23 protein-coding genes and 2 pseudogenes are annotated in these 23,440 nt (G+C 70.4%); 7 read left to right on the top strand and 18 right to left on the bottom strand.

What is annotated here, in order from left to right; all coding sequences use genetic code 11:
• The first annotated feature begins 26 nt into the window (after positions 1-26).
• Positions 27-1,204, top strand: a pseudogene (locus tag Rai3103_RS11315) (Mrp/NBP35 family ATP-binding protein).
• A 72-nt stretch (positions 1,205-1,276) separates the two neighbouring features.
• Here the strand turns inward: Rai3103_RS11315 and Rai3103_RS11310 are convergent.
• The 3 genes from Rai3103_RS11310 to dapA are packed head-to-tail and all read right to left on the bottom strand — an operon-like array spanning position 1,277 to position 3,865.
• Positions 1,277-1,693 (bottom strand): Sec-independent protein translocase subunit TatB, encoded by a 417-nt coding sequence (locus Rai3103_RS11310; RefSeq protein ID WP_153572693.1) that lies wholly within the window; start codon positions 1,691-1,693, stop codon positions 1,277-1,279.
• Positions 1,642-2,949 (bottom strand): S1C family serine protease, encoded by a 1,308-nt coding sequence (locus Rai3103_RS11305; RefSeq protein ID WP_153572692.1) that lies wholly within the window; start codon positions 2,947-2,949, stop codon positions 1,642-1,644. The genes Rai3103_RS11310 and Rai3103_RS11305 overlap by 52 nt, the downstream gene beginning before the upstream one ends.
• 10 nt (positions 2,950-2,959) lie before the next feature.
• A complete protein-coding gene (gene dapA / locus Rai3103_RS11300) occupies positions 2,960-3,865 on the bottom strand; it encodes a 4-hydroxy-tetrahydrodipicolinate synthase (RefSeq protein WP_153572691.1) in 906 nt (301 codons plus the stop codon).
• A gap of 156 nt (positions 3,866-4,021) precedes the next feature.
• On the opposite strand from dapA, the gene Rai3103_RS11295 reads away from it, so the two are divergent.
• Positions 4,022-4,864 (top strand): O-methyltransferase, encoded by an 843-nt coding sequence (locus Rai3103_RS11295; RefSeq protein ID WP_228488871.1) that lies wholly within the window; start codon positions 4,022-4,024, stop codon positions 4,862-4,864.
• A gap of 411 nt (positions 4,865-5,275) precedes the next feature.
• Here Rai3103_RS11295 and glgC read toward each other — a convergent pair whose 3' ends face one another.
• Positions 5,276-6,502, bottom strand: coding sequence for a glucose-1-phosphate adenylyltransferase (gene glgC / locus Rai3103_RS11290; RefSeq protein ID WP_153572690.1), 1,227 nt, complete (start codon positions 6,500-6,502; stop codon positions 5,276-5,278).
• A gap of 108 nt (positions 6,503-6,610) precedes the next feature.
• Here glgC and glgA point away from each other — a divergent pair, with 108 nt between their 5' ends.
• The gene (gene glgA / locus Rai3103_RS11285) at positions 6,611-7,831 is read left to right on the top strand and encodes a glycogen synthase (protein ID WP_422396002.1); all 1,221 of its coding nucleotides are present in this window, start codon (positions 6,611-6,613) and stop codon (positions 7,829-7,831) included.
• Positions 7,832-7,963: 132 nt separating this feature from the next.
• Here glgA and Rai3103_RS11280 read toward each other — a convergent pair whose 3' ends face one another.
• From Rai3103_RS11280 to dapE, 4 genes are read right to left on the bottom strand one after another with little or no spacing between them, the layout of a single operon-like run.
• The gene (locus Rai3103_RS11280; protein WP_153572689.1) at positions 7,964-8,131 is read right to left on the bottom strand and encodes a DUF3117 domain-containing protein; all 168 of its coding nucleotides are present in this window, start codon (positions 8,129-8,131) and stop codon (positions 7,964-7,966) included.
• A gap of 40 nt (positions 8,132-8,171) precedes the next feature.
• Positions 8,172-8,357, bottom strand: a complete 186-nt coding sequence (locus Rai3103_RS11275) for a hypothetical protein (RefSeq protein ID WP_153572688.1) — start codon at positions 8,355-8,357, stop codon at positions 8,172-8,174.
• 13 nt (positions 8,358-8,370) lie between these two features.
• Positions 8,371-9,144, bottom strand: a complete 774-nt coding sequence (locus Rai3103_RS11270) for an LOG family protein (RefSeq protein WP_153572687.1) — start codon at positions 9,142-9,144, stop codon at positions 8,371-8,373.
• Complete coding sequence (gene dapE / locus Rai3103_RS11265) at positions 9,137-10,240, bottom strand: succinyl-diaminopimelate desuccinylase (protein WP_153572686.1); 1,104 nt, start codon at positions 10,238-10,240, stop codon at positions 9,137-9,139. Before dapE ends, Rai3103_RS11270 begins: the two co-directional genes overlap by 8 nt.
• 104 nt (positions 10,241-10,344) lie before the next feature.
• Here dapE and Rai3103_RS11260 point away from each other — a divergent pair, with 104 nt between their 5' ends.
• From Rai3103_RS11260 to Rai3103_RS11250, 3 genes are read left to right on the top strand one after another with little or no spacing between them, the layout of a single operon-like run.
• Positions 10,345-11,928, top strand: coding sequence for an MFS transporter (locus Rai3103_RS11260; RefSeq protein WP_228488870.1), 1,584 nt, complete (start codon positions 10,345-10,347; stop codon positions 11,926-11,928).
• 10 nt (positions 11,929-11,938) lie between these two features.
• A complete protein-coding gene (gene dapD, locus Rai3103_RS11255; protein ID WP_153572685.1) occupies positions 11,939-12,871 on the top strand; it encodes a 2,3,4,5-tetrahydropyridine-2,6-dicarboxylate N-succinyltransferase in 933 nt (310 codons plus the stop codon).
• Complete coding sequence (locus Rai3103_RS11250) at positions 12,871-13,881, top strand: hypothetical protein (protein WP_153572684.1); 1,011 nt, start codon at positions 12,871-12,873, stop codon at positions 13,879-13,881. Before dapD ends, Rai3103_RS11250 begins: the two co-directional genes overlap by 1 nt.
• A gap of 34 nt (positions 13,882-13,915) precedes the next feature.
• Here Rai3103_RS11250 and dapC read toward each other — a convergent pair whose 3' ends face one another.
• Positions 13,916-15,088: a succinyldiaminopimelate transaminase gene (gene dapC / locus Rai3103_RS11245; RefSeq protein WP_153572683.1), complete on the bottom strand. Its 1,173-nt coding sequence runs from the start codon at positions 15,086-15,088 to the stop codon at positions 13,916-13,918.
• A gap of 174 nt (positions 15,089-15,262) precedes the next feature.
• The gene (fdxA, locus tag Rai3103_RS11240; protein ID WP_153572682.1) at positions 15,263-15,586 is read right to left on the bottom strand and encodes a ferredoxin; all 324 of its coding nucleotides are present in this window, start codon (positions 15,584-15,586) and stop codon (positions 15,263-15,265) included.
• Positions 15,587-15,708: 122 nt separating this feature from the next.
• On the opposite strand from fdxA, the gene Rai3103_RS11235 reads away from it, so the two are divergent.
• Entirely contained in the window at positions 15,709-16,290 is a 582-nt protein-coding gene (locus tag Rai3103_RS11235; RefSeq protein ID WP_153572681.1) for a hypothetical protein, read from the top strand.
• Positions 16,291-16,309: 19 nt separating this feature from the next.
• On the opposite strand, the gene Rai3103_RS11230 is transcribed toward Rai3103_RS11235, so the two are convergent.
• From Rai3103_RS11230 to Rai3103_RS11200, 8 genes and pseudogenes are all read right to left on the bottom strand, one after another.
• A complete protein-coding gene (locus Rai3103_RS11230; protein WP_153572680.1) occupies positions 16,310-16,534 on the bottom strand; it encodes a hypothetical protein in 225 nt (74 codons plus the stop codon).
• Positions 16,489-18,033 (bottom strand): VanW family protein, encoded by a 1,545-nt coding sequence (locus tag Rai3103_RS11225; RefSeq protein WP_153572679.1) that lies wholly within the window; start codon positions 18,031-18,033, stop codon positions 16,489-16,491. Before Rai3103_RS11225 ends, Rai3103_RS11230 begins: the two co-directional genes overlap by 46 nt.
• Positions 18,034-18,208: 175 nt before the next feature.
• Positions 18,209-19,009, bottom strand: coding sequence for an N-acetyl-1-D-myo-inositol-2-amino-2-deoxy-alpha-D-glucopyranoside deacetylase (mshB, locus tag Rai3103_RS11220; RefSeq protein WP_228488869.1), 801 nt, complete (start codon positions 19,007-19,009; stop codon positions 18,209-18,211).
• A complete protein-coding gene (locus tag Rai3103_RS18770; protein WP_338420020.1) occupies positions 19,006-19,119 on the bottom strand; it encodes a PIG-L family deacetylase in 114 nt (37 codons plus the stop codon). Before Rai3103_RS18770 ends, mshB begins: the two co-directional genes overlap by 4 nt.
• A gap of 43 nt (positions 19,120-19,162) precedes the next feature.
• Positions 19,163-20,184, bottom strand: a pseudogene (locus Rai3103_RS11215) (ABC transporter ATP-binding protein).
• Positions 20,181-21,362 carry an ABC transporter ATP-binding protein gene (locus Rai3103_RS11210; protein WP_153572678.1) on the bottom strand — a complete coding sequence of 394 codons (1,182 nt, stop codon included), beginning with the start codon at positions 21,360-21,362 and terminating at the stop codon, positions 20,181-20,183. Before Rai3103_RS11210 ends, Rai3103_RS11215 begins: the two are co-directional and overlap by 4 nt.
• Positions 21,363-21,373: 11 nt before the next feature.
• Positions 21,374-22,387, bottom strand: coding sequence for an ABC transporter permease (locus Rai3103_RS11205; protein WP_228488868.1), 1,014 nt, complete (start codon positions 22,385-22,387; stop codon positions 21,374-21,376).
• The gene (locus Rai3103_RS11200) at positions 22,380-23,303 is read right to left on the bottom strand and encodes an ABC transporter permease (RefSeq protein WP_153572677.1); all 924 of its coding nucleotides are present in this window, start codon (positions 23,301-23,303) and stop codon (positions 22,380-22,382) included. The genes Rai3103_RS11205 and Rai3103_RS11200 overlap by 8 nt, the downstream gene beginning before the upstream one ends.
• Between the last annotated feature and the right edge of the window lie 137 nt (positions 23,304-23,440).

The following is a 23,440-nucleotide window of genomic DNA, read 5'->3' as shown; positions in this document are numbered from 1 at the left end:
TGCGGTCACCGGTTAGCCTGTGGGACATGCCAGATGTCGTGACGACTCCCCCGGACCACCCGCTGATGAAGGCCATCGAGGCCTCCCTGTCGCGCGTGATGGACCCCGAGATCAAACGCCCGCTGGTGGAGCTGGGCATGATCCCCCGGATCGAGATCGACGCCGACAACGTGGTGACCGTCAGCGTGCTGCTGACCGTCCAGTTCTGCCCCTCCACACGACCATCAGCGCCGACGTGCAGCGGGCCGTCAGCGGCATCCCGGGCGTCGCGGGTGTCAAGGTCGACCTCGGCGTGATGACCGACGAGCAGCGCAAGGAGCTCAACGTCCGACTGCGCGGCGGTGTGCAGCAGCACGAGATCCCGTTCGCGAAGCCGGGCAACCTGACCCGGGTCCTGCTGATCTCCTCCGGCAAGGGCGGTGTCGGCAAGTCCTCGGTGACGGCGAACCTGGCGCTTGGCCTGGCCCGGGCGGGCAAGAAGGTCGCCATCCTGGACGCCGACATCTACGGTCACTCGATCCCGCCGATGCTCGGCCTGGCCGAGGCCCAGCCGACGATGGTCGGCGAGTACATCATGCCGGTGCCCTACCAGGGCATCTCGGTGATGTCGATCGGCATGCTCAAGCAGAGCCGTGACCAGGTGATCGCGTGGCGCGGCCCGATCCTCGACCGGGCGCTCCAGCAGATGCTCGCAGACGTCTACTGGGGTGACCTCGACTTCCTCGTCGTCGACCTCCCGCCGGGCACCGGTGACGTCGCGATGTCGCTCGGCGCGAAGGTGCCGAACGCGGAGGTCATCGTGGTGACGACTCCGCAGGCCGCAGCCGCGGAGGTCGCCGAGCGGGCCGGCACGATGGCCGACATGCTGCACCAGCGGGTGATCGGCGTGATCGAGAACATGTCCTTCCTCGAGGCCACCTGCCCGCACTGCGGCGAGGTACACGAGGTCGACATCTTCGGCACCGGTGGCGGCGAGACCGTCTCCCGGACGCTCTCCGAGCGGCTCGGCTACGACGTGCCGCTGCTGGCGCGGATCCCGCTGGACGTCGCGCTGCGGGCCGGTGGTGACGAGGGCCAGCCGGTCGTCGGCGCGGAGTCGGCCGGTCCGGCCGCCGCCGTGATCGAGAAGGTCGCCCAGGGCCTCGCCCGCGAGGCGCGGGGGCTGGCCGGCGTCTCGCTCGGGGTCACACCGGTCCGCGACTGAGCGTCCCGGTCATCCACGCGTTGTCATGGCCCGGGCCGTCATGGCCCGGGCCATCATGACCAAAGCGACGAATCAGGTCGCCTCGGTGTCGAACGGGGCCCCGGGCACCTCGAGGCCGGCGGCCTTCGCCTCCTCGGGGCTGATCACGCCGTCTCCGTCGATGTCGATCGAGCGGCGGATGTCGGCGGCCGCCTCGTCGATCTCTGCGGTGGCATCGCGCAGCGTCTGCACCAGGTCCTCGACGCCGTCGAGGCCGCCCTGCTTCATCACGTAGCGGCGCACCGAGCCCTTGGGATCGGTGATGTCGAAGTCCTCGAAGCCGGGTCCGAGTTCGTTGCGGACGGTGACCTGGGCGTTGTTGGCGACCTGACGCAGGAAATGGATCAACCGCGCCGTTTTCCGCGCCAACTCGGGCAACTTGTCGGGACCCCAGAGAATCACCGCGAGGACCACGATGATCGCGATCTCACCTGCACCCAGACCGAACACGCGCCCAACTTAGCCGACGCGGCCTGAGAGCATGACGACCCCTGCTGGGTGGACCCGTTACGGGTGTAGTCGACCGTCACGGATTCGCCCGGACGGTGCCGACGGACCTGCACGATCAGCCCCGTGCCGTCGTCCACGCTCACCCCACCCAGAGCGTTCACCACGTCCCCGGCCCGCAGTCCGGCCTGTGCCGCCGGCCCACCGGAATCCACCGTCGTGAGCCGTACGCCCACCCCGTTGTCGGTGGCCTGTGCGGCCGCGCCGAAGATCGGATAGGACACCTTGCCGTCGGCCGACAGCCCCTCGATGATCGGCAGCGCCTCGTCCACCGGTATCGCGAATCCCAGCCCGACGCTGCCGCTGCGGGCCGGGGCACCGTCGGCGGTGACGATGGCGGAGTTGATTCCCACCACCCGCCCGCCGGCGTCGTAGAGCGGGCCGCCGGAATTGCCCGGATTGATCGAGGCGTCGGTCTGGATCGCGTCGATGTAGGCCGTCGGGTCGTCCGGTCCTGCGGTGTGGTCGGCGACCTGCATCGGCCTGCCGAGGGCCGAGACGATGCCGGCGGTGATGGTCCCCCCGAGACCGTACGGCGCCCCGACCGCGATCACGGGCCGGCCGACACCCAGTCCGGCGGAGGTGCCGAGCCGAGCCGGGGCGACGACCGTCTCACCGAAGCCCGACAGGTCCGCCGTGAGCACCGCCAGGTCGTACGCACGGCTGGTCCCGACCACGGTCGCGGTGGTCCGGCGGCCGTCGCCCACGGTGACCTCGATCCGCCCGCCGGTGCCCGCCGTGCCGATCACGTGGTAGTTGGTCACCACCCGGCCCCCGCTGAGCACGATCCCGGAGCCACTCCCCTCGCCGCCCGAACCGGTGGCCCGGATCGCCACGGTGGAGCGCAGGGCCGCGGGCGCGATGGCCGCGACGTCCAGGGTGGCCGGGCCCGGAGCGGTGTCCTGGACGAATCCCGTGGCGCCACTCGGGCTGGCCGACGGTCCGGCCGTGCCCGACCGGGACGCCCCGGCTGATGTCCCCACGGATGGCCGGGCCGAGGCCGAGGAGGCGGGCCGTGAGCCCGCCAGCCAGGCGCCGCCGTATCCCGCCGGTACGGCCACGACGACGGCGACCACCGCGGCGAGCACGATCGTCCCGGCGCGTACGCCGTCGCCGTCGCGCTGCGGCGGCCCGTCGCCAGGCGTCCCCCCGACCTGCCCGGACGGCGGGGAGTCGTGGCCGGCCTCGGTCGCGGTCACGGTCCTGGATTCAGAAGATGCCAGCGGCCCGGAGCGTGTCGACGTAGGTGTCGACGAGGTCATCGGCGGGCATCACCTGCGGGGCCCGCAGGCCACCGACGGGGCGGCCCTGGCGGGCCAGTGTCGCCTTGACCATGCTGCAGCCCTGCGCGGCGAAGACACCCGTGAAGACCGGCAGTGCACGGCGATTGAGCTCCAGCGCCCTGGCCGGGTCGCCCCCCACCCAGGCGTCGATCAGGTCCCGGGCGAGGAGCCCGGAGAAGTGCGTGGAGGTCCCGATCAGGCCGACGCCACCGACCGACAGCAGTGGCAGCGTGATCGCGTCGTCCCCGGCGTAATAGGCGAGGTCCGTCGCCGCCATGACCTTCGCGGACTCGACCAGTTGGCCCTTCGCGTCCTTGACCGCGACGATCCGGGGGTGGTCGGCGAGGGCGATCATCGTCTCGGTGAGCACCGGGATGCCCGCGCGGCTGGGGATGTCGTAGACCATCACCGGCAGATCGGTGGCATCCGCGGCGGCACCGAAGTGGGCCAGCAGGCCTTCCTGCGGGGGCCGGGAGTAGTAGGGGGTGACGACGAGCAGGCCGTCGGCGCCCGCCTCGGCCGCCTGTCGGGCCAACTCGCAGGTGTGGCGGGTCGAGTTGGTGCCGACCCCCGCGACGATGTGTGCCCGGTCCCCGACCTCGCCGGCCACCGCCGCGATGATGGCGGCCTTCTCCTCGTCGGAGGTGGTGGGAGCCTCACCGGTGGTGCCGTTGATGACCAGGCCGTCATGGCGCAGGTCGTCCACGAGGTGCGCGGCAAGGGCACGGGCCGCTCCCAGGTCCAGATCACCCTTGTCGTCGAACGGCGTCACCATGGCGGTCAGCAGGCGGCCGAAGGGCGGCTCGGCGGCGGTGTGCGTGGGGTCGGTCATGGCGCGATTCTATGCCGAGGGGCGCTGCCAGAGGTGGCAGCGCTCACGCCCGGTCCAGACCTGCGCTGTGGGTCGCACCCAGGTCGTGCTGCACAACGGACAGGCCGCGGCGCGCGTCCCCCTTCCCCGGCAGGATTCATTCGTTAGGCTGAAGGCGTGACCACTCGCAAGACCACCCAGAAGGCTGCCGCGCCGGGTCAGGCGGGAAACAAGCCCGCGTCCGGGGGCGCCGCCCGGAAGACCGCGAGCTCGGACCGGATGCACGACATCTTCGCCCCGACGGCGCCCAGCAATCCGCCGGTGATCGAGCCCGCCGACGCGGACCCGACCGAAGCCGGCGCGGACGCCGGGACGCCTCGCCCCGGCCTGGACGAGGCGAGCTGGGCGTACGCCGAGACGTATCGACGCGAGCGCCCCGAGGCCGGCCGCGCCCGGCAGGCCGCCGAGGAGATGGGCAACGTTCCCATCAGTCGAGGCGTCGCCACCACGCTGACGTTCCTGGCCCGGGCCGCGCATGCCCGGTCGGTCGTCGAGGTCGGCTCCGGCACCGGGGTCTCCGGCCTGGCGCTGTTCGCGGGGATGGTCCCGGAGGGAGTGCTGACGAGCATCGACGCCGACAGCGAGGTGCAGCGGGTGGCCCGGGCGGTCTTCCGCGAGGCGGGTGTCCCGACGAACCGCATCCGGCTGATCGCGGGCGATGCGCTGACCGTGATGCCGAAGCTGTCGGATGCCGCGTACGACCTGGTCTTCATCGACGCCGACATGCTCGACTGCGGGGAGTACATCGAGCAGGCGCAGCGCCTGCTGCGTGCCGACGGCGTCCTGGTCGTCAACAACGCCCTGTGGCACAACCTGGTCGCCGACCCGGCGAACGAGGACGACGAGACAATCGTCATCCGGGAGGCCCTGGAGGCCGTGGAGTCCCTCGACGACGTCTGGGTCCCCGCCCTGCTCCCGGTGGGCAACGGGCTGCTGGTCGCCTCCCGGCGGGCCTCCTGACCCTCGGGGGCGGAGCCATCGGCGTACGCGCATACGCGACGCACGCGACGCACGCGACGCACGCGGCCTACGCGACGTACGCCCCGCACCGTCGCGCCATAGGGCAAACCTATGGTCAGGTGGAAGAACACACCCTCCCCACCTCACCGGCAATTGACCTGACATACGCGACCAGCGACGCCTGGGTGTGTTCGGCAATTCGACCATAGGTTTGCCCTATGGCGCATGGTCCTGGGTCATCCTCGCTTCTGAGCACGCTGTCCACTCGTGGGCGGCGCCTCGCAGGGACTCGATAAGGCGGCGAGCGACCGACGCAGGGAGCCTCGCGGGCCTCGCCGGCATCACCCCGGGCGGGAACGAACGAAGGCCCCACCCGCACGGGTGGGGCCTTCTGATGTCCCGGTGACGCGGTCAGACGGCCTTGACCACGAAGTCCTTGGGCACCACGGTGATGCCCCCTGCCGACACCGTGAAGCCCCGGGCGCGATCGGCTTCATGGTCGACGCCCACCTCGGCACCGCGCTCGACGACGACGTTCTTGTCCAGGATGGCCCGGCGGACGACGGCATTGCGGCCGACCTGCGCGTTGTCCATCAGGATCGACTGCTCGACCTTGGCCCACTTGTCGACCCGCACCTTCGGTGACAGCACCGAAGAGTCGACATCGCCGCCCGAGATGATGGAGCCCGCCGAGACGATGGAGTCCTCGGCGGTGCCTCGCAACGTGAACTTCGCGCCGGGCAGCTGGCGCTGGTAGCTGAAGATCGGCCATTCGTCGTTGTACAGGTTGAAGTTCGGCTTCACCGCCACCAGGTCCATGTGGGCGTCGAAGAACGCGTCGATGGTGCCCACGTCCCGCCAGTAGTTGCGGTCCTCCTCGGTGGCACCGGCGACCTCGTTGTCCTTGAAGTCGTAGACCTGAGCCTCGCCCTTGTCGACGAAGGCCGGGATGATGTCCCCACCCATGTCGTGGCGGGCGTTCTCGTCGGCCGCGTCGGCCTCGAGAGCGGCGACCAGGGCATCCTTGTTGAAGATGTAGTTGCCCATCGAGGCGAACGACTCGTCCGGGCTGTCCGGCAGCCCCGGCGGATCGGCCGGCTTCTCGAGGAACTGACGGATCTTCTTGTCCGGGGCGGCGTCGATGATGCCGAACGCGCTGGCCTCGGCCCGCGGCACCCGGATGCCCGCCACGGTCGCCCCGAGACCGGAGTCGATGTGCGCCTCGAGCATCTGGCCGATGTCCATCCGGTAGATGTTGTCAGCCCCGAAGACCACCACGTAGTCCGGGTTCGCGTCCCGGATCAGGTTCATCGACTGGTAGATCGCGTCGGCGCTGCCCTGGTACCAGTGCGGTCCGAGGCGCTGCTGGGCCGGCACGGGCGTGATGAAGTTGCCCAGCATGTTCGACATGCGCCACGTGAGGGTGATGTGGCGGTCGAGCGAGTGGGACTTGTACTGGGTCAGCACGGCGACCTGGAGCAGGCTGGAGTTCACCATGTTCGACAGGACGAAATCGATCAGCCGCAAGGTGCCCCCGAAGGGCACCGCCGGCTTGGCGCGGTCAAGGGTGAGGGGCATCAGTCGCTTGCCCTCACCACCGGCGAGGACGATGGACAGGACCTTGGGGCGGGACGTCATGACCTGAACCTATGGCCCGGCCGGGCCACCGACAAGCGAATTGCCGAGAGTTCCATGATTCTCCGTGCCCTGCAGAACCTGGTAGGCAGGGTGTGCGAGCATCCTCCCATGAGCCTGAGTGTTTCGGTCCTGACCCGGGAGTACCCGCCGACGATCTACGGGGGCGCCGGAGTCCACGTCCAGCAGCTCGTCCCGCAGCTGCGCAAGTTCATCGATGTCGACGTCCAGTGCATGGGCGAGCCCCGCGAGGGGGCCACCGCGCACGCCGAGGTCTACCCCGCGGGCGCGAACGCCGCGCTGCGCGTGTTCGGCGCCGACCTCTCCATGGTCTCCGCCCTTCCCGAGGGGATCGACCTGGTGCACTCCCACACCTGGTACGCGAACCTCGCCGGCCATCTCGGCGGCATCTTCCGGGAGATCCCCCACGTCGTGTCGGCCCACTCCCTCGAGCCGGACCGCCCATGGAAGAAGGAGCAGCTCGGCGGCGGTTACAACCTGTCATCCTGGGCGGAACGCACCGCTTACAACGGCGCCTCCGCGGTGATCGCCGTCTCGAACGGCATGCGCCGCTCGATCCTCGAGGCCTACCCCGAGCTTGACCCCGAGAAGGTCCATGTGGTGCTCAACGGCATCGACCCCGAGGAGTTCACCCCGGACCCGAACACCGACGTCGTCGAGAATCTCGGCATCGACCTCTCCCGTCCGTACGTCGCCTTCGTCGGCCGGATCACCCGGCAGAAGGGCCTGGTGCACCTGGTCCGGGCGGCGGAGCAACTCGACCCGGACACCCAACTGCTGCTGCTCGCCGGCGCTCCCGACACCCCGGAGATCGCCGCCGAGTTCAACGCCGCCTTCGGCCATCTCAAGGAGGCCCGCGGTGGCGGTGTGACCTGGGTGCGGGAGATGCTGCCGCGCCCGAGTGTCCGGCAGGTGCTGGCGCACGCGACAGTGTTCGCCTGCCCGTCGATCTACGAGCCCCTCGGCATCGTGAACCTCGAGGCGATGGCCTCGGAGACCGCCGTCGTGGCCAGTGCCGTCGGCGGCATCCCGGAGGTCGTCAACGACGGCGAGACGGGCCTGCTGGTGGCGTACGACCCCGCCCAGGCCGGCGACCCGGAGTACGTGCGCAACTTCGAGGCGCAGTTCGCCGCGAAACTCAATGAACTGGTCCGCGACCCCGCCCGCGCCGAGGCGATGGGCAAGGCCGGACGACAGCGCGCGGTCGACGTGTTCTCCTGGGAGAAGATCGCCCGCGAGACGGTCGACGTCTACCAGAAGGCGATCGACTACTTCGCGGCCCACCCGGAACTCAGGGCCGTCCAGGGCTGACCGGCTCCCTGGCGGAGTGCCGCTGACATCAGCAGGGCCCCGGGTCGATGACCCGGGGCCCTGCCGCGATGTTCCGGAGCGTGCCGCCCGGAACCGTGATGTCCCGAGCCGGTGCCGATCACCGGACGACTGTCAGCCGACGACCGCCGTGAGCGCTCCGGCAAGCTCCGAGGCCTCCGCGGGATTCATCTCGACGACCAGCCGGCCACCACCCTCCAGCGGGACTCGCATGACGATCCCCCGACCCTCCTTGGTGACCTCCATGGGGCCGTCGCCGGTCCGGGGCTTCATAGCTGCCATCGTGCATCCTCACCTCGTTGGAACGTACAAACCGCCACTATTATCCCGCATCGGGCAAGTCAGGGTCAGTCAGGTCGTCAGCCGGGGTGTCGTCGACGACAGCCGCAGGAGGCGTCCGGCGGCGGTCCCCGGGCGGCTGCGGCATCTCCCCGAAGGCCCCGCGGGCGACCGGGACGCTCAGCCCCAGCACCACGACGGCCAGGCCGACCAGCAGCCAAGGAATCATCGGACCGTCCCCCTCACAGGTCCCGACGCGACGCGGCGACCCGCCCGGAGATGCGGGTCTCGGCTGTCAGCATCAGCTCGACGATCTCGTCCAGGTCGTCTGTCGCCCTGACCAGCGCCAGGTCGTCCGGCGAGACGTAGCCCGCCGGCACCATCGAGCGCTCCATCCACTGCCGCACGCCCTGCCAGTAGTCGCAGCCGTACATGATGATCGGGAACGAGGTGAGCTTGCCGGTCTGCACCAGGGTGACGGTCTCGAACAGCTCATCCATCGTCCCCACTCCCCCGGGCAGCGCCACGACGCCGCAGGCGTACTTGAGGAACATCACCTTGCGGACGAAGAAGTAGCGGAAGTAAATGCCGAGGTTGACCCAGTCGTTGAAGGTGTTCTCGTACGGGAGTTCGATGCCCAGTCCCACCGACACGCCGCCGGCCTCCGCCGCGCCGCGGTTGGCGGCCTCCATCGCCCCCGGCCCGCCGCCGGTGACGACGGCGAAGCCCGCCATCGCCAGCTTGCGCCCCAGTTCGATCCCTGCGGCGTAGTGCTCGCTGTCGGCGACGGTCCGGGCGGACCCGAAGACCGTCACCGCCGGCCCGAGCTCCGCCAGTGTCCCGAACCCCTCGACGAACTCCGACTGGATCCGCATCACCCGCCAGGGGTCCTCGTGCACCCACTCGACGGAGCCCTTCGCGTCCAGCAGCCGCTGGTCGGTCGTCGTCGGCTGCCACGTCTGCTGCCCTCGGACGACGGGACCCTGCCGGCGACGCCGTGGCCGGACCTCACTCATCGCCGCTGGTCCTGGCACCGGCGGGGCCGCCGCCCAGCCACTGCGCCAGCGCGGCCCGCACCGTGCGGACGGAGGCGACGGCGCAGTACTCGTCGTCCTGGTGGGCCTTGAGCGGGTCGCCGGGTCCGTAGTTCACGGCCGGGACACCGCGCGCCGAGAACCGGGCGACGTCGGTCCATCCGTATTTCGCCGCCGGTTCGGAGCCGACGGCGCGGAGGAACTCCTGCGCGATCGGCAGGTCGAGGCCCGGGCGGGCGCCCGGCGCGAGGTCGGTCACCTCGATCGGGTAGCCCTCGAAGACATCGCGGACGTAGCGTTCCGCCTCCTCCGGCGTACGATCCGGGGCGAAGCGGAAGTTGATCTCGATCGTGCAGCGATCCGGGATCACGTTGCCCGCGACGCCCCCGTGGATACGGACGGCGTTGAGGCCCTCGATGTACTCCAGGCCGTCGACGACGACCTTGCGGGGCTCGTACGCCGCCAGCCGTTCCAGCACGTCGGCGGCGGCATGGATGGCGTTGACGCCACGCCAGGCGCGCGCGGAGTGGGCGGCCACGCCGGTCGTGGTGAGGGTGAACCGCATGGTGCCCTGGCAACCGCCTTCGACCCGGGCTCCGGACGGCTCGCCGAGCACGGCGAAATCGGCCTCCATCAGGTCGGGGCGCTCACGCTCGACGGTGTTGAGGCCGTTACGCGCCGCCTCGACCTCCTCGTTGTCGTAGAAGATCCAGGTCACGTCCCGGCTGGGCGCGGAGAGTTCCGCGGCGAGAGAGAGGGCGACCGCCACGCCGGCCTTCATGTCACAGGTGCCTCGCCCGTACAGCCGTTCCTCGCCGTCGACCGTACGGATCTCGGAGGGGAGGTTGTCCGCCAAGGGCACCGTGTCCAGGTGCCCGGCGACCACGACCCGTTCCGCCCGGCCCAGACCGGTGCGGGCGAGAACGTTGTTGCCGAGGCGGACGACCTCGAGGTGCGGGTACTCCCGCAGGGCGCTCTCGACCTCGTCGGCGAGGTGCCGCTCGTTCCCGCTCACCGATTCGATGTCGACGATCGATCCGAGCAGGTCGACGACGTCCGCACGCAGATCCAGGGCCATATCTGCACCCTACCGGTCGGGTGGTGCCGCCGGGCGCTGGCGACAGGGCGGCAACACCCGGCCGCGATTGGCCAATCGCCGCGGGGAGGCGTTGACTCGGGGCTGTGAATGACCGCAATGTGATCCGGGTCGAGGGAACGGACCGCACCTTCCACCGCTACCGGATCCTGCTGGTCCTGATGGTCCCGATCGCCCTGGCCCTGATGGCGATCTCCTCGATCAACGTGGCCCTGCCGACGATCGAGCAGGGGCTGGGGGCGAGCCCGGCCGACCTGCAGTGGGCCCTGTCCGGCTATGCCCTCGCCTTCGGGATCGTGCTGATCCCCGCCGGACGGATCGGGGACACGGTGGGCCGCTCGATGCTCTTCACGGTGGGGCTGGCGGTCTTCACCCTGGCCTCCCTCGCCTGCGGGCTCGCCTCCACCCCCGCGGCGCTCAACCTGGCCCGGCTCGCCCAGGGCATCGGTGCCGCCCTCTACAACCCCCAGGTGATGGGGATGATCCAGCAACTGTTCTCCGGCCGTGGGCGGGCCCGGGCGTTCGCCCTGTTGGGCATGGTGATCGCGGTGTCGGTCGCGGTCGGGCCGCTGGTCGCCGGCACGATGATCGCCTGGCTGGGGCCGCATGACGGGTGGCGGGCATCGTTCCTGCTCAACACTCCCCTCGGCCTGGTGGGGGTGGTCCTGGCCCTGCGCTGGCTGCCGTTCGGCCGGGAGCGGCAGCGCCGGCGGCTCGCCCGCGAGGCACGGGCCGTCCGGGCCCGCGGCGGAGCACTCGACCGGCGGCGTGAGCGTCTCGACCTCGATCCCGTCGGCGCCCTGCTGCTGGCGGTGGCGGTGCTCTGCGTGATGTTCCCCTTCACGGCCCACGGATCGACCTGGCTGTGGTCGCTGGTGCCGCTCGGTCTCGTCCTCCTCGGCGGCTGGCTCGGCTGGGAGCGGGCCTACCGTGCGCGCGGGCATGCGCCGATGGTCGACCCGGCACTCTTCGCGTTCCCGTCATTCAGCTTCGGCACCGCGGTGAGTGGGATCTTCTTCGTCGGCTCGACCTCGATCTTCGTGATCGCGGCACTGTTCCTCCAGCAGGGGCTCGGGGCGAGCGCTCTCGCCACCGGACTGGTCACCCTGCCGAACGCCATCCTCAGCGCGGGGTCGGCGCATTGGTCGGGACGTCACACCGTCGATCACGGACGCAGCATCGTCGTCGGTGCCATCGTGCTGATCGCCGGGTCCTGCGTGGCGGCCGTGGGCGTCGCCCGGGCCGTCGTCGACCTCGGCGCGAGCTTCTGGTGGCTCGCGCTGCCGTGGGCGCTCGCCGGCATCGGCCAGGGCGCCCTGGGAGCGGCCAACCAGACGATGACCCTCGAGGACGTCCCGAGCGAGGTCGGCGGCACCGCCGGAGGTGTGATGTCGACGGCACAGCGCATCGGGACCGCCATCGGCAACGCGATGATCACGTCGATCTTCTTCGGCGCCGCCGCCGGCTCGGGATTCCTCGTCGCCTTCCGGACGGCGTACCTGACCATCGCCGCCGTGCTGCTGGTGGCGGCGGTCATCGCCGTGGGGGACCTGCGGGTCGCCCGCCGCCGGACCGTGTCATCCGACGCGGCACGGTCCCCCTCGTCGGAACGGTCCGACGGGCCCGTACCCACGGTTCAGGAGTACGGGGGGTTGGGCCGGACTCGGTAGAGTCGTCGCCATGACTGACACCGCACGTACGGCCCACGGTTGGGGTCTGGCCACCATCCACACCTCCGGTCAGGTCCTCGACACCTGGTATCCCGCTCCCGCTCTGGGCGAGCCCGACGGCGCCGAGGCTCCGGAAGCGGTGACCGCCGGCGTGACCAGCGACGAGGCCCGCGGTGTGCGTACCCAGGCGGTGCTCACGGTCATCGATCTGGACGCGGCTCCGGCCGACACGTCCGATGCGTACCTGCGGCTGCACCTGCTCAGCCACACCCTGGTCCGGCCGAACACGCTGAACCTCGACGGCATCTTCGCCGTGCTGCCGAACGTCGTGTGGACCTCGGCCGGTCCTTGCGCCGTCGAGGGCTTCGAGGCCACCCGGGCCCGGCTGCGCGCCAGGCTCGGCCACGTCACGGTCTTCTCGGTCGACAAGTTCCCCCGGATGATCGACTACGTCGTGCCCCGCGGCGTACGACTCGCCGACGCCGACCGGGCCCGGCTCGGCGCCCACCTGGCCGAGGGCACCACGGTGATGCATGAGGGCTTCGTGAACTTCAACGCCGGCACCCTCGGTCACTCGATGGTGGAGGGCCGGATCTCCCAGGGTGTGGTGGTCGGGGACGGCTCCGACATCGGCGGCGGCGCCTCCATCATGGGCACCCTGTCCGGCGGCGGCAAGGAACGGGTCTCCATCGGCGAGGGCTGCCTGCTGGGCGCCAACTCCGGCATCGGCATCTCACTGGGTGACAACTGCGTGGTCGAAGCCGGCCTCTACGTGACCGCCGGGACCAAGGTCCAGCTCCCCGACGGCGGCACCGCGAAGGCCGCCGAGTTGTCCGGCCAGAACGGCCTGCTCTTCCTGCGCAACTCCCTCACCGGGGCCGTCCAGGTGCGCTCCCGTGAGGGCCGGACGGTCGAGCTGAACGCGGCCCTGCACGCGAACTGATGTCCACCCCCGGTCAGCCCTACGACCCCGATCGTACGATTCCGCTGGGCCCTCCCCTCGCCGAGGCCACGGTGCCGACGGAACCCCGGACCGTACGCCGGGGGGAGGGCGGCTCCCGCGACCGGGCTCGGCAGCGCCGAGGGTGCGGCTGTGGCATCGCGGCCGGCGCCGTCGTGCTGCTGCTCGCCGTCGCCCTGGTCGGTGGCATCGTCTGGTTGAGGATGAACGAGTACATCCAGCCCACGCCGTTCGAGCCGCGGTGCCGCCTCGAGGCCGGGGGGAACACGACCGTGCTCGACCTGGAGCAGGCCCACTACGCCAGCATCATCGTCGGCAGGTCCGTCGCCAAGGGGCTGCCCGCCCGCGCCGGGACGATCGCCGTCGCCACCGCCTACCAGGAATCGGGCATCCGCAATCTCGACTACGGTGACCGTGACTCGGTCGGTCTGTTCCAGCAGCGTCCCTCCCAGGGGTGGGGGACGACGGAGCAGATCCTCGATCCCTTCTTCGCCTCGGACGCCTTCTACGCCCACCTCGTGAAGATCGATGGCTGGGAGACCGGGGACATCACGACGGTGGCGCAGGCGGTGCAGAAGTCGGGCCACCCCGAGGCCTACCGCAAGCACGAGCAGAACGCCCGGGTGGTCGCCAGCGTGCTCACCGGCCAGACGCCGGCCGGGGTCACCTGTGGCTACACGACTCCGGCGACCGCGGATGCCGCCGGCCTGGCCTCCTCGCTGCACAAGGCGCTCGGGGTCAGCGCCAAGGTGAGCGCCGACGGCGCCACCCTGACGGCGACGGGCAGCTCCGATGACCAGGCGTGGGCGATCGCCTCGTACGCGGTCGTGAACGCGTCGACCTCCGGTGTCCGCACCGTCAGCGTCGCCGACCAGGAGTGGACGTGGGCGGCGGGTCAGCTGCCCGCCTGGACCTCGGTGCCCTCCACCGGCACCCGGACCGTCACCGTGACGTTCCTCACCCCATCGGCGTCCGCGGCCCCGAAGTCCTGACCGCTCCAGGGCCGCTGGGGCCACTCGCGCAGCGTCAGGCCTGCTCGGTCAGCCGTCTCGCCGCCTCGGCGATCCGCTCATCGGTGGCGGTGAGGGCGACCCGGACGTGACGTGCGCCGGCCTCACCGTAGAAATCCCCGGGGGCGGCCAGGATGCCCAGCGCGGCCAGCCGGTCGAGTGTCGTCCGGCAGTCCTCGTCCCGGGTCGCCCACAGGTAGAGGGATCCCGCGGAGTGGTCGATCCGGAACCCGGCCGCCTCCAGCGCCGGACGCAGCACCTCGCGTCGGGCGCGGTACCGCTCGCGCTGCACCCGGACATGCTCGTCGTCGCCCAGCAGCGCGGCCATCACGGCCTGGACCGGGCCGGGCATCATCATCCCGGCGTGCTTGCGCAGCTCGAGGAGGTCCTGCACGATGCCCTGGTCGCCGGCGATGAAGCCGGCCCGGTAGCCGGCGAGGTTCGATCGCTTCGACAGCGAGTGGACGGCGAGCAGCCCGGTGTGGTCCTCACCGCAGATGCTGGGGTGCAGGACCGAGCGGGGTTCGGCGTCCCAGGCGAACTCCCCGTAGCACTCGTCGGAGGCCAGTACGGCCCCCGCTGCCCGGGCGTAGTCGACCCAGGCCCGCAGAGCGGAGTCCTCGAGGATCTCGCCGGTGGGATTGGCCGGCGAGTTGATCCAGACCAGTGAGGGGCGTACGTCTCCCAGGGTCGCCCGGAGGGACTCCAGATCGGTCGCGGGCACGACCCGGGCCCCCGCCAGCAGGGCTCCCACGGCGTACGTCGGGTAGGCCACCGCCGGCACGACGATGGTGTCCGCCGGGCCGAGGCCGAGCTGCAGCGGCAGCCACGCGACGAGTTCCTTGGTGCCGATCACCGGCAGGACGCCGCGATGGCCGAGCCCGACCGCGCCCCACCGGTCGGACAGGTAGGCCACTATGGCGTCACGCAGGGCGTGTGTGCCCATCGTCGTCGGATAGCCGTGCGCGTCCGCGGCGTCGGCCAGCACCCGCCGGGCCAACTCCGGCGTCGGATCGACCGGTGTCCCCACCGAGAGGTCACAGAGCCCGCCCGGATGGGACGCAGCCGTCGCCTTCGCCCCGGCGATGGTGTCCCACGGGAAGTCCGGCAGGATGTCGGCGACACGGCGACGTCCGCCCGCCCGGCCCTCCGGCGTGAACGTGCTCGCAGGGCTCGGTCGGGAGGTCATGTCAGTTCGATCCTTGTCATCGGGAGCGCGAGGGACCCGAGCGCACGGCTGGTGATCGGGCGTACGCCAGGGGTCGGATACGCCCGATCATACGACGGTGGCGCGGCGTGCGGACCGGCGGACACCGGCCCGCGGACACCGCCGCGTACGGTCCCCGCCAGCCCGTGGGCGGCGTCAGTCCTGGTTCTGCGGGGGCAGGGCAGCGACCATCGGGTGGTCCTTGGGCAGCGGGCCGAGCTTGGCCGCACCACCGGGCATGCCGAGCCCGTCGAAGAAGTGGACGTTCACGTCGTAGTAGTCCTTCCACTCCTCCGGCACGTCGTCCTCGTAGAAGATCGCCTCCACCGGGCAGACCGGCTCGCAGGCACCACAGTCCACGCACTCCTCCGGGTGGATGTACAGCATGCGATCGCCCTCGTAGATGCAGTCGACCGGGCACTCGTCGACGCAGGCACGGTCCTTCACGTCGACACAGGGCTGCGCGATGATGTACGTCACAATGAGCTCCTCTGTTCGGTGTGCCCGAGGGGCACGACCAGATCTGGTCGGTCTGGGCATGAGTCCAGACCGTCATGCAGAGATTAGTATCGCGCGCCGGAGAAATACGAGAGGAGTGTGTCATGGCCGATCTCCCCGCCCCTGGCCGCCGCATCGCCCTGCGCTGGCACGACGAGGACGGACCGCGGGAATTGATCGGCTATGTCCAGGGTGCCGAGCCCCAGGGACTCGCGATCCTCGACCGCACGCTCGCCGTCCGGTTGTTGCCCTGGTCCGCCCTCGAGTCCTGGCGGGCGGTGCCCCAGGTCCCCCGCGGCCGCGACCCGCTCCGCGCCGACCGGGCCCTGCTGGACCGGATGGCGAGCGATCCGCGCCTGACCCCGGACAGCGCCCGTCCCGAGGGCGGGGGGTCGGACGTCTGCCAGGTGGCTCGGTTGTGTGACCTGTTGGGCCCGGGGATCCCCGACCAGCCCCCGGCGGCGTATGACACCGGCAACGGCACCGCCGCCGCGGACTTGGGCACGGCCGAGGGGCGGGCGATCGTCGTGGGCGAATGGGCCACCGTCCGGCTGAGCGACGGTGACCGGGCCGACGAGGTCGTCGCCGCCCTGGCGCGGTGGGCCGCCTATCGCGACGCGCGGACCATCCAGGTACGCGGCATCGACCGGCCGCTGGCGGGCTTCACCGTGCTCGCCCAGCCCTGAGGTTCCCTCACCAGCGCGCTCAGGAGCACTTGATCTCGTCGCCGGCGTCGTACTTCCAGGTGTAGTTCTGGCGCTTGACCTCGGTGCCGTTCTTGATGAACGCCCGGTAGAACGTGGCGGTGAACCCCTGGAAAGCGGGCTGCGGCGTGCAGTCCGGGCCGCTCTGCGTCTTGCTGCCCGGCGTGACGAAGTTGGACTTCACCGGATCGGGCGTGACGATCTTGTCGTACGGGGAGGCCCCCACAGCTTCACCGTCAGTGAGCCCTGCGAACCCGGTGTGGAGGCGACCCGGTTGGCCTCGATCACCACGGCGTGGTCGGTGTCGTTACGGAACCGCATGTCGAGCGAACCGTAGTAGACGGTCGCCTCGCGGCCCGGCGGGTAACGGTCGAACCAGAGGCTGTGCGGATGGTGCTCCACATCCTCCAGACCCGCGGCGAAGGCGGCATTGAAGATCGTGGTTGCGCTCTGGGAGACGCCCCCGCCGACCTCCTTGACCTCGCGCGTGCCCAGGATGACCCAGCCGTCGGCGAAACCGGACGCCGCGTCGCGCTTGCCCACCACGTCGTTGAGGGAGAAGGTCTCCCCGGGCAGCACGACGTACCCGTTGATCTTGCTCGCGACCAGCCCGAGGTTCGTGTTGCGGTAGTCGGCGTGCGGGAAGTAGGTGGTGAACTGGCCGATCACCCCGGCCACGTCAGCCTTCTTGGCGTCGTCGGTGGTGAACGCGGCAGGGACGGCGGTGATGGCCACCGAGGCCCTGCGGGCGTCGCCCTGCTTGGTGAGTGCCGGTTCGATCGCCTTCACCAGATCGTCACGGGCGACACCGCGCCCGTCCTTGGAGGGCACGATGCTCGGCTTGCCGGATCCGAGCTGCCAGGTGGCGTCCTGGCCCTCCTGGACGCCCTTCACCTGCTTCATCGCCGGCTTCGTCGCCGTCTCGAGACGTTTGGCGTCGATCTTCGGCGCGAGCGTGCCGTCCTTGACGACGAAGGACGTCGCGGAGGCGATCATCGCCGGGGTCACCTTGAAGCTGCCGGAGTCCCCGGCGTTCACGATGACCGGGCCCGACACCGCCAGGTCGGCCCAGTCCTTGCGCACCTGCTCCGCCTTGGCGGTGGTGATCTCGGCCTCGACCTGCTGGGTTTCCAGCGTCGCGCTGTCAGCAGCCGGGAAGGCGTGGACCAGGGCTTGCTCGACGGCCGACGGGGCGATCGTCCGGCCCGGGACGGCCGGCTCGATCTGCGCCTGGGCCTTGTCGTCGTACGCGAGCGTGGCGTTGCGAGGATCGACCTTGCCCTGGTCCGCGACCTGGGCGCTCGTCCGGTCCATCGCTGCCCGATCGACGGCGAGCACCGGCGCCGTCGGGCCGCCGCCGGTGAGCACGCGCCAGATGTGCCCGGGGGCCCAACTGCGCCCGGCGCCGGTGGCGTCGACCGACGCCGCGTAGTCGACCGACAGCCCGGCGTCGGCCGGGGTGACGCCCACCTTGAGGTCGTCGCCGGCGGTGAGTGTCACCGGCGCGGTGACGCGCGACGCGAGCGCCTGCTCGAGGGTGTGGACCGCTTGGTCATGGCTCTGCCCACCGATCGCCACACCACTGACGGTCGCGGCCCGTGGCACCGCATCACCGGCGGCTGCGTACGCACCCACGTACGTCACGCCGGCGAGGACGACGACACCTCCGGCGGCCAGGGCGGCGATGCGCACCCGGCGTGCGGTCGCGGTGGAGTCGGTTGCCATGCGCGGGGAATCCTCTCGGAGGGGAGTCTGGACTCCGCACATCCTAAGTCGGGCTATGACCCCACCTGCCAGTCATGGGCGGCTCACAGCCCAGTCTGTGACCCAGTCGCAACGAAACTGCTGCCGTTCAGCGACTTCCGTGGCAAGATGCCGGCTCTTGCCACGCCGGGACCACTCAGGCGAGACCGGCGAAGATGTCGTCCGCCCAGCCCCCGCCCGGCAACGGTTGGCCCCCGGCGAAGCGGTAGTACTCCCACCCCCAGAACTCGAGGGCGATGTCCTCAGGCAGGGTCATGAACCCCTCGTCGGTCTTGATCTGGCTCCGATGGGCTCGCAGGGCGTCGACTTTGGCGGGCGCGTAGGCACGGGCATCGACGGCGACGGCGATCTCGTCGTCCCCACTGAGCATCGGCGAGGACGGGTCGGTCGGGATGCCGTCGAGCACCTCGGCGAGCCCGCGGTCCTGCAGGGCGGCCATGCCTCGAGCGACCTGCGAGTGGCTCATCGTCATCCAGAGCACCCGGGGCACCTGCCAGGGCTCCCCCAGCTCGGGACGATAGCTCGGGACGGCGGCCAGCGAGGCGGCATAGGTGGCGACCCGGTGGGCCTTGACGTGGTCCGGGTGGCCGTACCCGCCGAACTGGTCGTATGTGACCAGGACGTGCGGACGCCGATCGCGGATCAGCGGGACCAGGTCGTCGGCCGCGACCAGCAGGTCGGCGGCATGGAACGAGGCCTCGTCCGTGGTGTCCGCCACGGTGGCCGTACCGTCCGGGGCCCACTCCATGCCGGAGTCGCGGAACCGATGGTCACCGCCGAGCCGGACGAAGTCGGTCACGCCCAGAGCGGCCATCGCCGCGGCCAGCTCGCCGAGCCGGTGCTGCCCCAGGGCGTTCGGCCCGTCATCGGCCAGGTGGGCGAGATCGTCGACGACGATCTCGCCCACCTCCCCGAGGGTGCAGGTGACCAGAGTCACCGCCGCCCCTCCGCCACGTACTTCGCCATGGTGGCGCCGTTGCCCAGCGTCTCGTCGTCAGGATGGGCGTGCACCAGCATCAGTCGGCGCCCGGTTGTCGCATCAGTCACCGGACCAGGGTAGGTCGTCACTCCCCCTGCGATCCGTGACCGGTCAGATCTCCACGAGCCTTCGGGCGAAGTGACAGGCGCTCAGGTGCTCACCGCCCCGTCGTCGTGCGGCACGAGGAGCGGCTCCTCGGAGCTGCACCGCGGCATGAAATCCGGATTCGCCTGCGCCAGCGGGCAGCGGGTGTGGAAGCGGCACCCCGCCGGCGGGTTCGCCGGCGACGGGACGTCCCCGGTGAGCAGGATGGGCCGCTTCGTCTCCCGGGCCGCCGGGTCCGGCACGGGCACCGCGGAGAGCAGCGCCTGGGTGTACGGATGAGTCGGGCGCTCGTAGATCTCGTGCTCGTCGCCCAGCTCGACGATCTTGCCGAGGTACATCACGGCGACCCGGTCGGAGATGTGGCGTACCACGGACAGATCATGGGCGATGAACACGTACGCCAGGCCGAGCTCGCGCTGCAGGTCCTGCAGCAGGTTGACCACCTGGGCCTGGACCGAGACGTCCAGGGCCGACACCGGCTCGTCGCAGACGATCACCTTCGGGTTGACCGCGAGCCCCCGGGCGATACCGATGCGCTGGCGCTGCCCGCCCGAGAACTGGTGCGGATACCGGTTGATGTGCTCGGGATTGAGGCCGACCAGGTCGAGCAACTCCTGGACCCGCTTGCGGCGGCCGACCCTCGGGACGACCTCAGGATGGATGTCCAGCGGCTCCCCGACGATGTCTCCCACCGTCATCCGGGGATTCAGCGAGGTGTACGGGTCCTGGAAGATGATCTGGATGTCGCGCCGAGCCCGCCGCAGCGCGGTCGCGGACAGCCCGAACATGTCACGGCCACCGAACCACACCGTGCCCTCCGTCGGCGGCTCGAGCTGGACGAGCAGTCGCCCGAGGGTCGACTTCCCGCAGCCGGACTCCCCCACCACGCCGAGCGTCTCACCCGGGTAGAGCTCGAAGGAGACCCCGTCCACAGCCTTGACGTCGCCCACCTTCCGCCGGGTCACGCCCTTGCGGATCGGATAGTACTTCTTCAGTTCCTCGGCCCGCAGGATCGGTTCGACGCTCATCGGGTGCCCTCCTCACGCTGCTGGTCAGCCTCGACGCGGCTCTGCTGGTCGCCTTCGGCGAGCTCCCGGTCGCCCGCGGCCAGCCGCTGCTGGTCGACGACCAGCAGGTTCTGGCCGAGGACCTGGTCGTAGTGATGGCAGGCGACCCGGCGCTGCGGCGCGACCTCCAGCAGAGCCGGGTCGTCGTGTCGGCAGATGTCGGTGGCGAACCGGCAGCGGGGGTGGAACGGGCAGCCGGGCGGGATGCGGGTGAGGTTCGGCGGCAGCCCGCCGATCGCGTTCAGCCGCTCCCCCTGCTGGTCGAGCCGCGGGATCGACTCCAGCAGCCCGAGCGTGTACGGGTGGGCGGGGTCGCGGTAGAGGTCGAAGACCTCGGCCTTCTCGACGAGCCGGCCCGCGTACATCACCGCGATCCGGTCGGCGACGTCCGCCACCACACCGAGGTCATGGGTGATGAGGATCAGTCCCATCCGGGACTCGTCCTGCAACTCCTTGAGCAGGTCCATGATCTGGGCCTGGACGGTGACGTCGAGCGCCGTGGTCGGCTCGTCCGCGATCAGCACGTGCGGGTCGAGGGCGATCGCCATCGCGATCATGATCCGCTGCCGCATGCCGCCGGAGAACTGGTGCGGATAGTTGTGCACCCGCTCCCGGGCCGCCGGGATCCGGACCCGCTCCATCAGCCGGATGGCCCGCTCCTCGGCGTCGCGCCGGTTCAGCCCGCGATGGATCCGGAACATCTCGGCGATCTGCCAGCCGACGGAGAAGACCGGGTTGAGCGAGCTCAGGGCGTCCTGGAAGATCATCGAGATCTCGGCACCCCGCACCGTCTGCATCACGCGCTCGTCGAGGGTGAGCAGATCGGTGCCGCAGTAGTTGACGGTCCCGCCGGTGACGAAGGCCGGTGGGGTGTCCAGGATGCCCATCACGGCCTGGGCGGTGACGGACTTGCCGGACCCCGACTCACCGAGGATCGCCAACGTCTCGCCCTGGTGCAGGTCGAAGCTGACGCCGTTGATGGCCTTGGCGACGCCGTCCCGGGTGTGGAACTCGACGCGCAGGTCCTCGACCTCGAGCAACGTACGATCCACGGGGTTCCAGGTCCGGGCGAAACGCTGCCGACGGGTCCTGGCCTTGCGCTCGGCGGTGGGCGCGGCTGGGGGGTTGGTGGTGGTCATGATGTCTCCTCTCAGCGCAGCTTCGGATCCAGGGCGTCACGGACGACCTCGCCGAGCAGGATGAACGCCAGCACGGTGATGGACAGGAACAGGGACGGGAAGAGCAGCATGTGGGGGGTGGATCGGACCAGCCCGATGCCCGATGCCTCGGAGATCGCGACGCCCCAGGAGACCGCGGGCGGGGCGAGGCCGATGCCGAGGAAGGACAGCGTCGCCTCCAGGGCGATGTACATGCCGAGGTTGATCGTGGCGACGGCGATCACCGGAGCGACGGCGTTCGGCAGGATGTGGGAGAAGACGATCCGCCCGGGCTTCGCGCCGAGGGCGCGGGCGGCCTGGACGAAGTCATGCGGCTTGACCTGCAGCACCGAGGAGCGCATCAGCCGGGCGATGCTGGGCCAGCCGAGGATGCCCAGGGCGAGGACGACCTTGCCGACCATCACGAGGTAGGGCGTGCCCAGCGTGTTGGGGAAGGTGTAGAGCGCCAGGATGCCGCCGAGCAGCAGCGGGATGGCGAAGAAGACGTCGCCGAGGCGGGAGAGGATGATGTCCCACCAGCCGCCGAAGTATCCGGCGAAGACGCCGATGACGCTGCCGAGCAGTGTCGTCACGATGGTCGCCCCGAGGCCGACCAGCACTGAGGACCGGGCGCCGTAGATCGTCCGCGAGTAGATGTCGTAGCCCTGCGCATCGTGCCCGAACCAGGCCCGCGGCGACGGTGCCAGCCGTGATGTCGACAGGTCGGCGAAGTAGGGGTTGGGCTGCGGGCTGAAGAAGGTGAACACCTGCGGCACGATCGCCATCACCACCACGAGGACGATCAGTCCCGCCGAGATCCAGAACAGCACCCGGCCGCGCATCTCACGCCAGGCGTCGGACCACAAGGAGCGGGCGGGTCCCAGATCGGCGTCCCCGGCGGTGGGGATCAGGGGGTTCTCCAGCACTGCGACAGGATCCTGCGGGGCGAAGGCGGACCGCCGGTCCTCCTCAAGCTCGGCCATGGCCACGTCCTCCCGGTCACTCATGGCTGATCCTCGGGTCGAGCACGCCGTACAGCAGGTCGACCAGAAGGTTCATCAGCAGGTAGACGAAGACCAGCATGACGACGGCACCGACCACCGACACCCCGTCGCGCTGGGAGATGGAGCGGAAGATGAAGCTTCCGATCCCGTTGATGTTGAAGATACGTTCCGTCACGATGGCGCCGCCCATCAGCGCGCCGAAGTCGTAGCCGATGTAGGTCACGACCGGGATCAACGAATTACGCAGGGTGTGTACGGCGATCGCCCGGCCCCGGCCGAGGCCCTTGGCCTTCGCCGTCCGGACATAGTCCGCGCGCAGGTTCTCCACCAGGTTCGTCCGGGTCAGTCGGGCGACGTAGGCCACCGAGACCGAGCCGAGCACCAGGCCGGGCAGCAACAGCTGCCACCACGTGCCGGACGTCGATGTCACGGGGAAGATCCCCAGTCTGATCCCGAAGACGAGCTGGGACAGGGATCCGATCACGAAGATCGGGATCGAGATGATCAGCAGGCTGACGAGGGTGACCAGGTGGTCCGGCCATCTGCCTCGCCTCATCCCCGCCCAGACGCCGGCGATGACACCGACGACGATCTCGAAGGCGATCGCGATGACCGCGAGCCGGACGGTCGTGGGGTAGCGGGCGGCGAGTTCCTTGCGGACCGGGTTGCCATAGAAGTTGGTGCCCAGGTCACCGCGGACCAGCTTGCCGGCGTAGTAGCCGTACTGGACCAGCACCGGCTTGTCCAGGTGGTACTCGGCCTGGAACTTCGCCACGTAAGCCGGCGGACAGGCACGCTCGCCGCACCGGCCGGAGACGGGGTCGCCGGGCAGGGCGAAGACCATCACGAAGATCAGGAACGTCGATCCGACCAGGACCGGGATCATCTGCAGGAGCCTGCGGATGATGTACGTGCCCATTTTTGCTCCTCTCGAATCGGCGGGATCCCTTGGGCTCCGCCGAGATGCGCAGCGTACGCCACCGGACTGACGCCGCGGGGACGGGGGCGGCTCGACCCGCCTCCCAGGTGGCAGACGCCGGCCCGCCGGGGACGATC

Source organism: Raineyella fluvialis, from assembly GCF_009646095.1.
In the GTDB taxonomy this organism is placed as follows: Bacteria; Actinomycetota; Actinomycetes; order Propionibacteriales; family Propionibacteriaceae; genus Raineyella; species Raineyella fluvialis.
The sequence above is the reverse complement of the archived record's forward strand: the minus strand, read 5'-3'. Positions and strand labels throughout refer to the sequence as shown.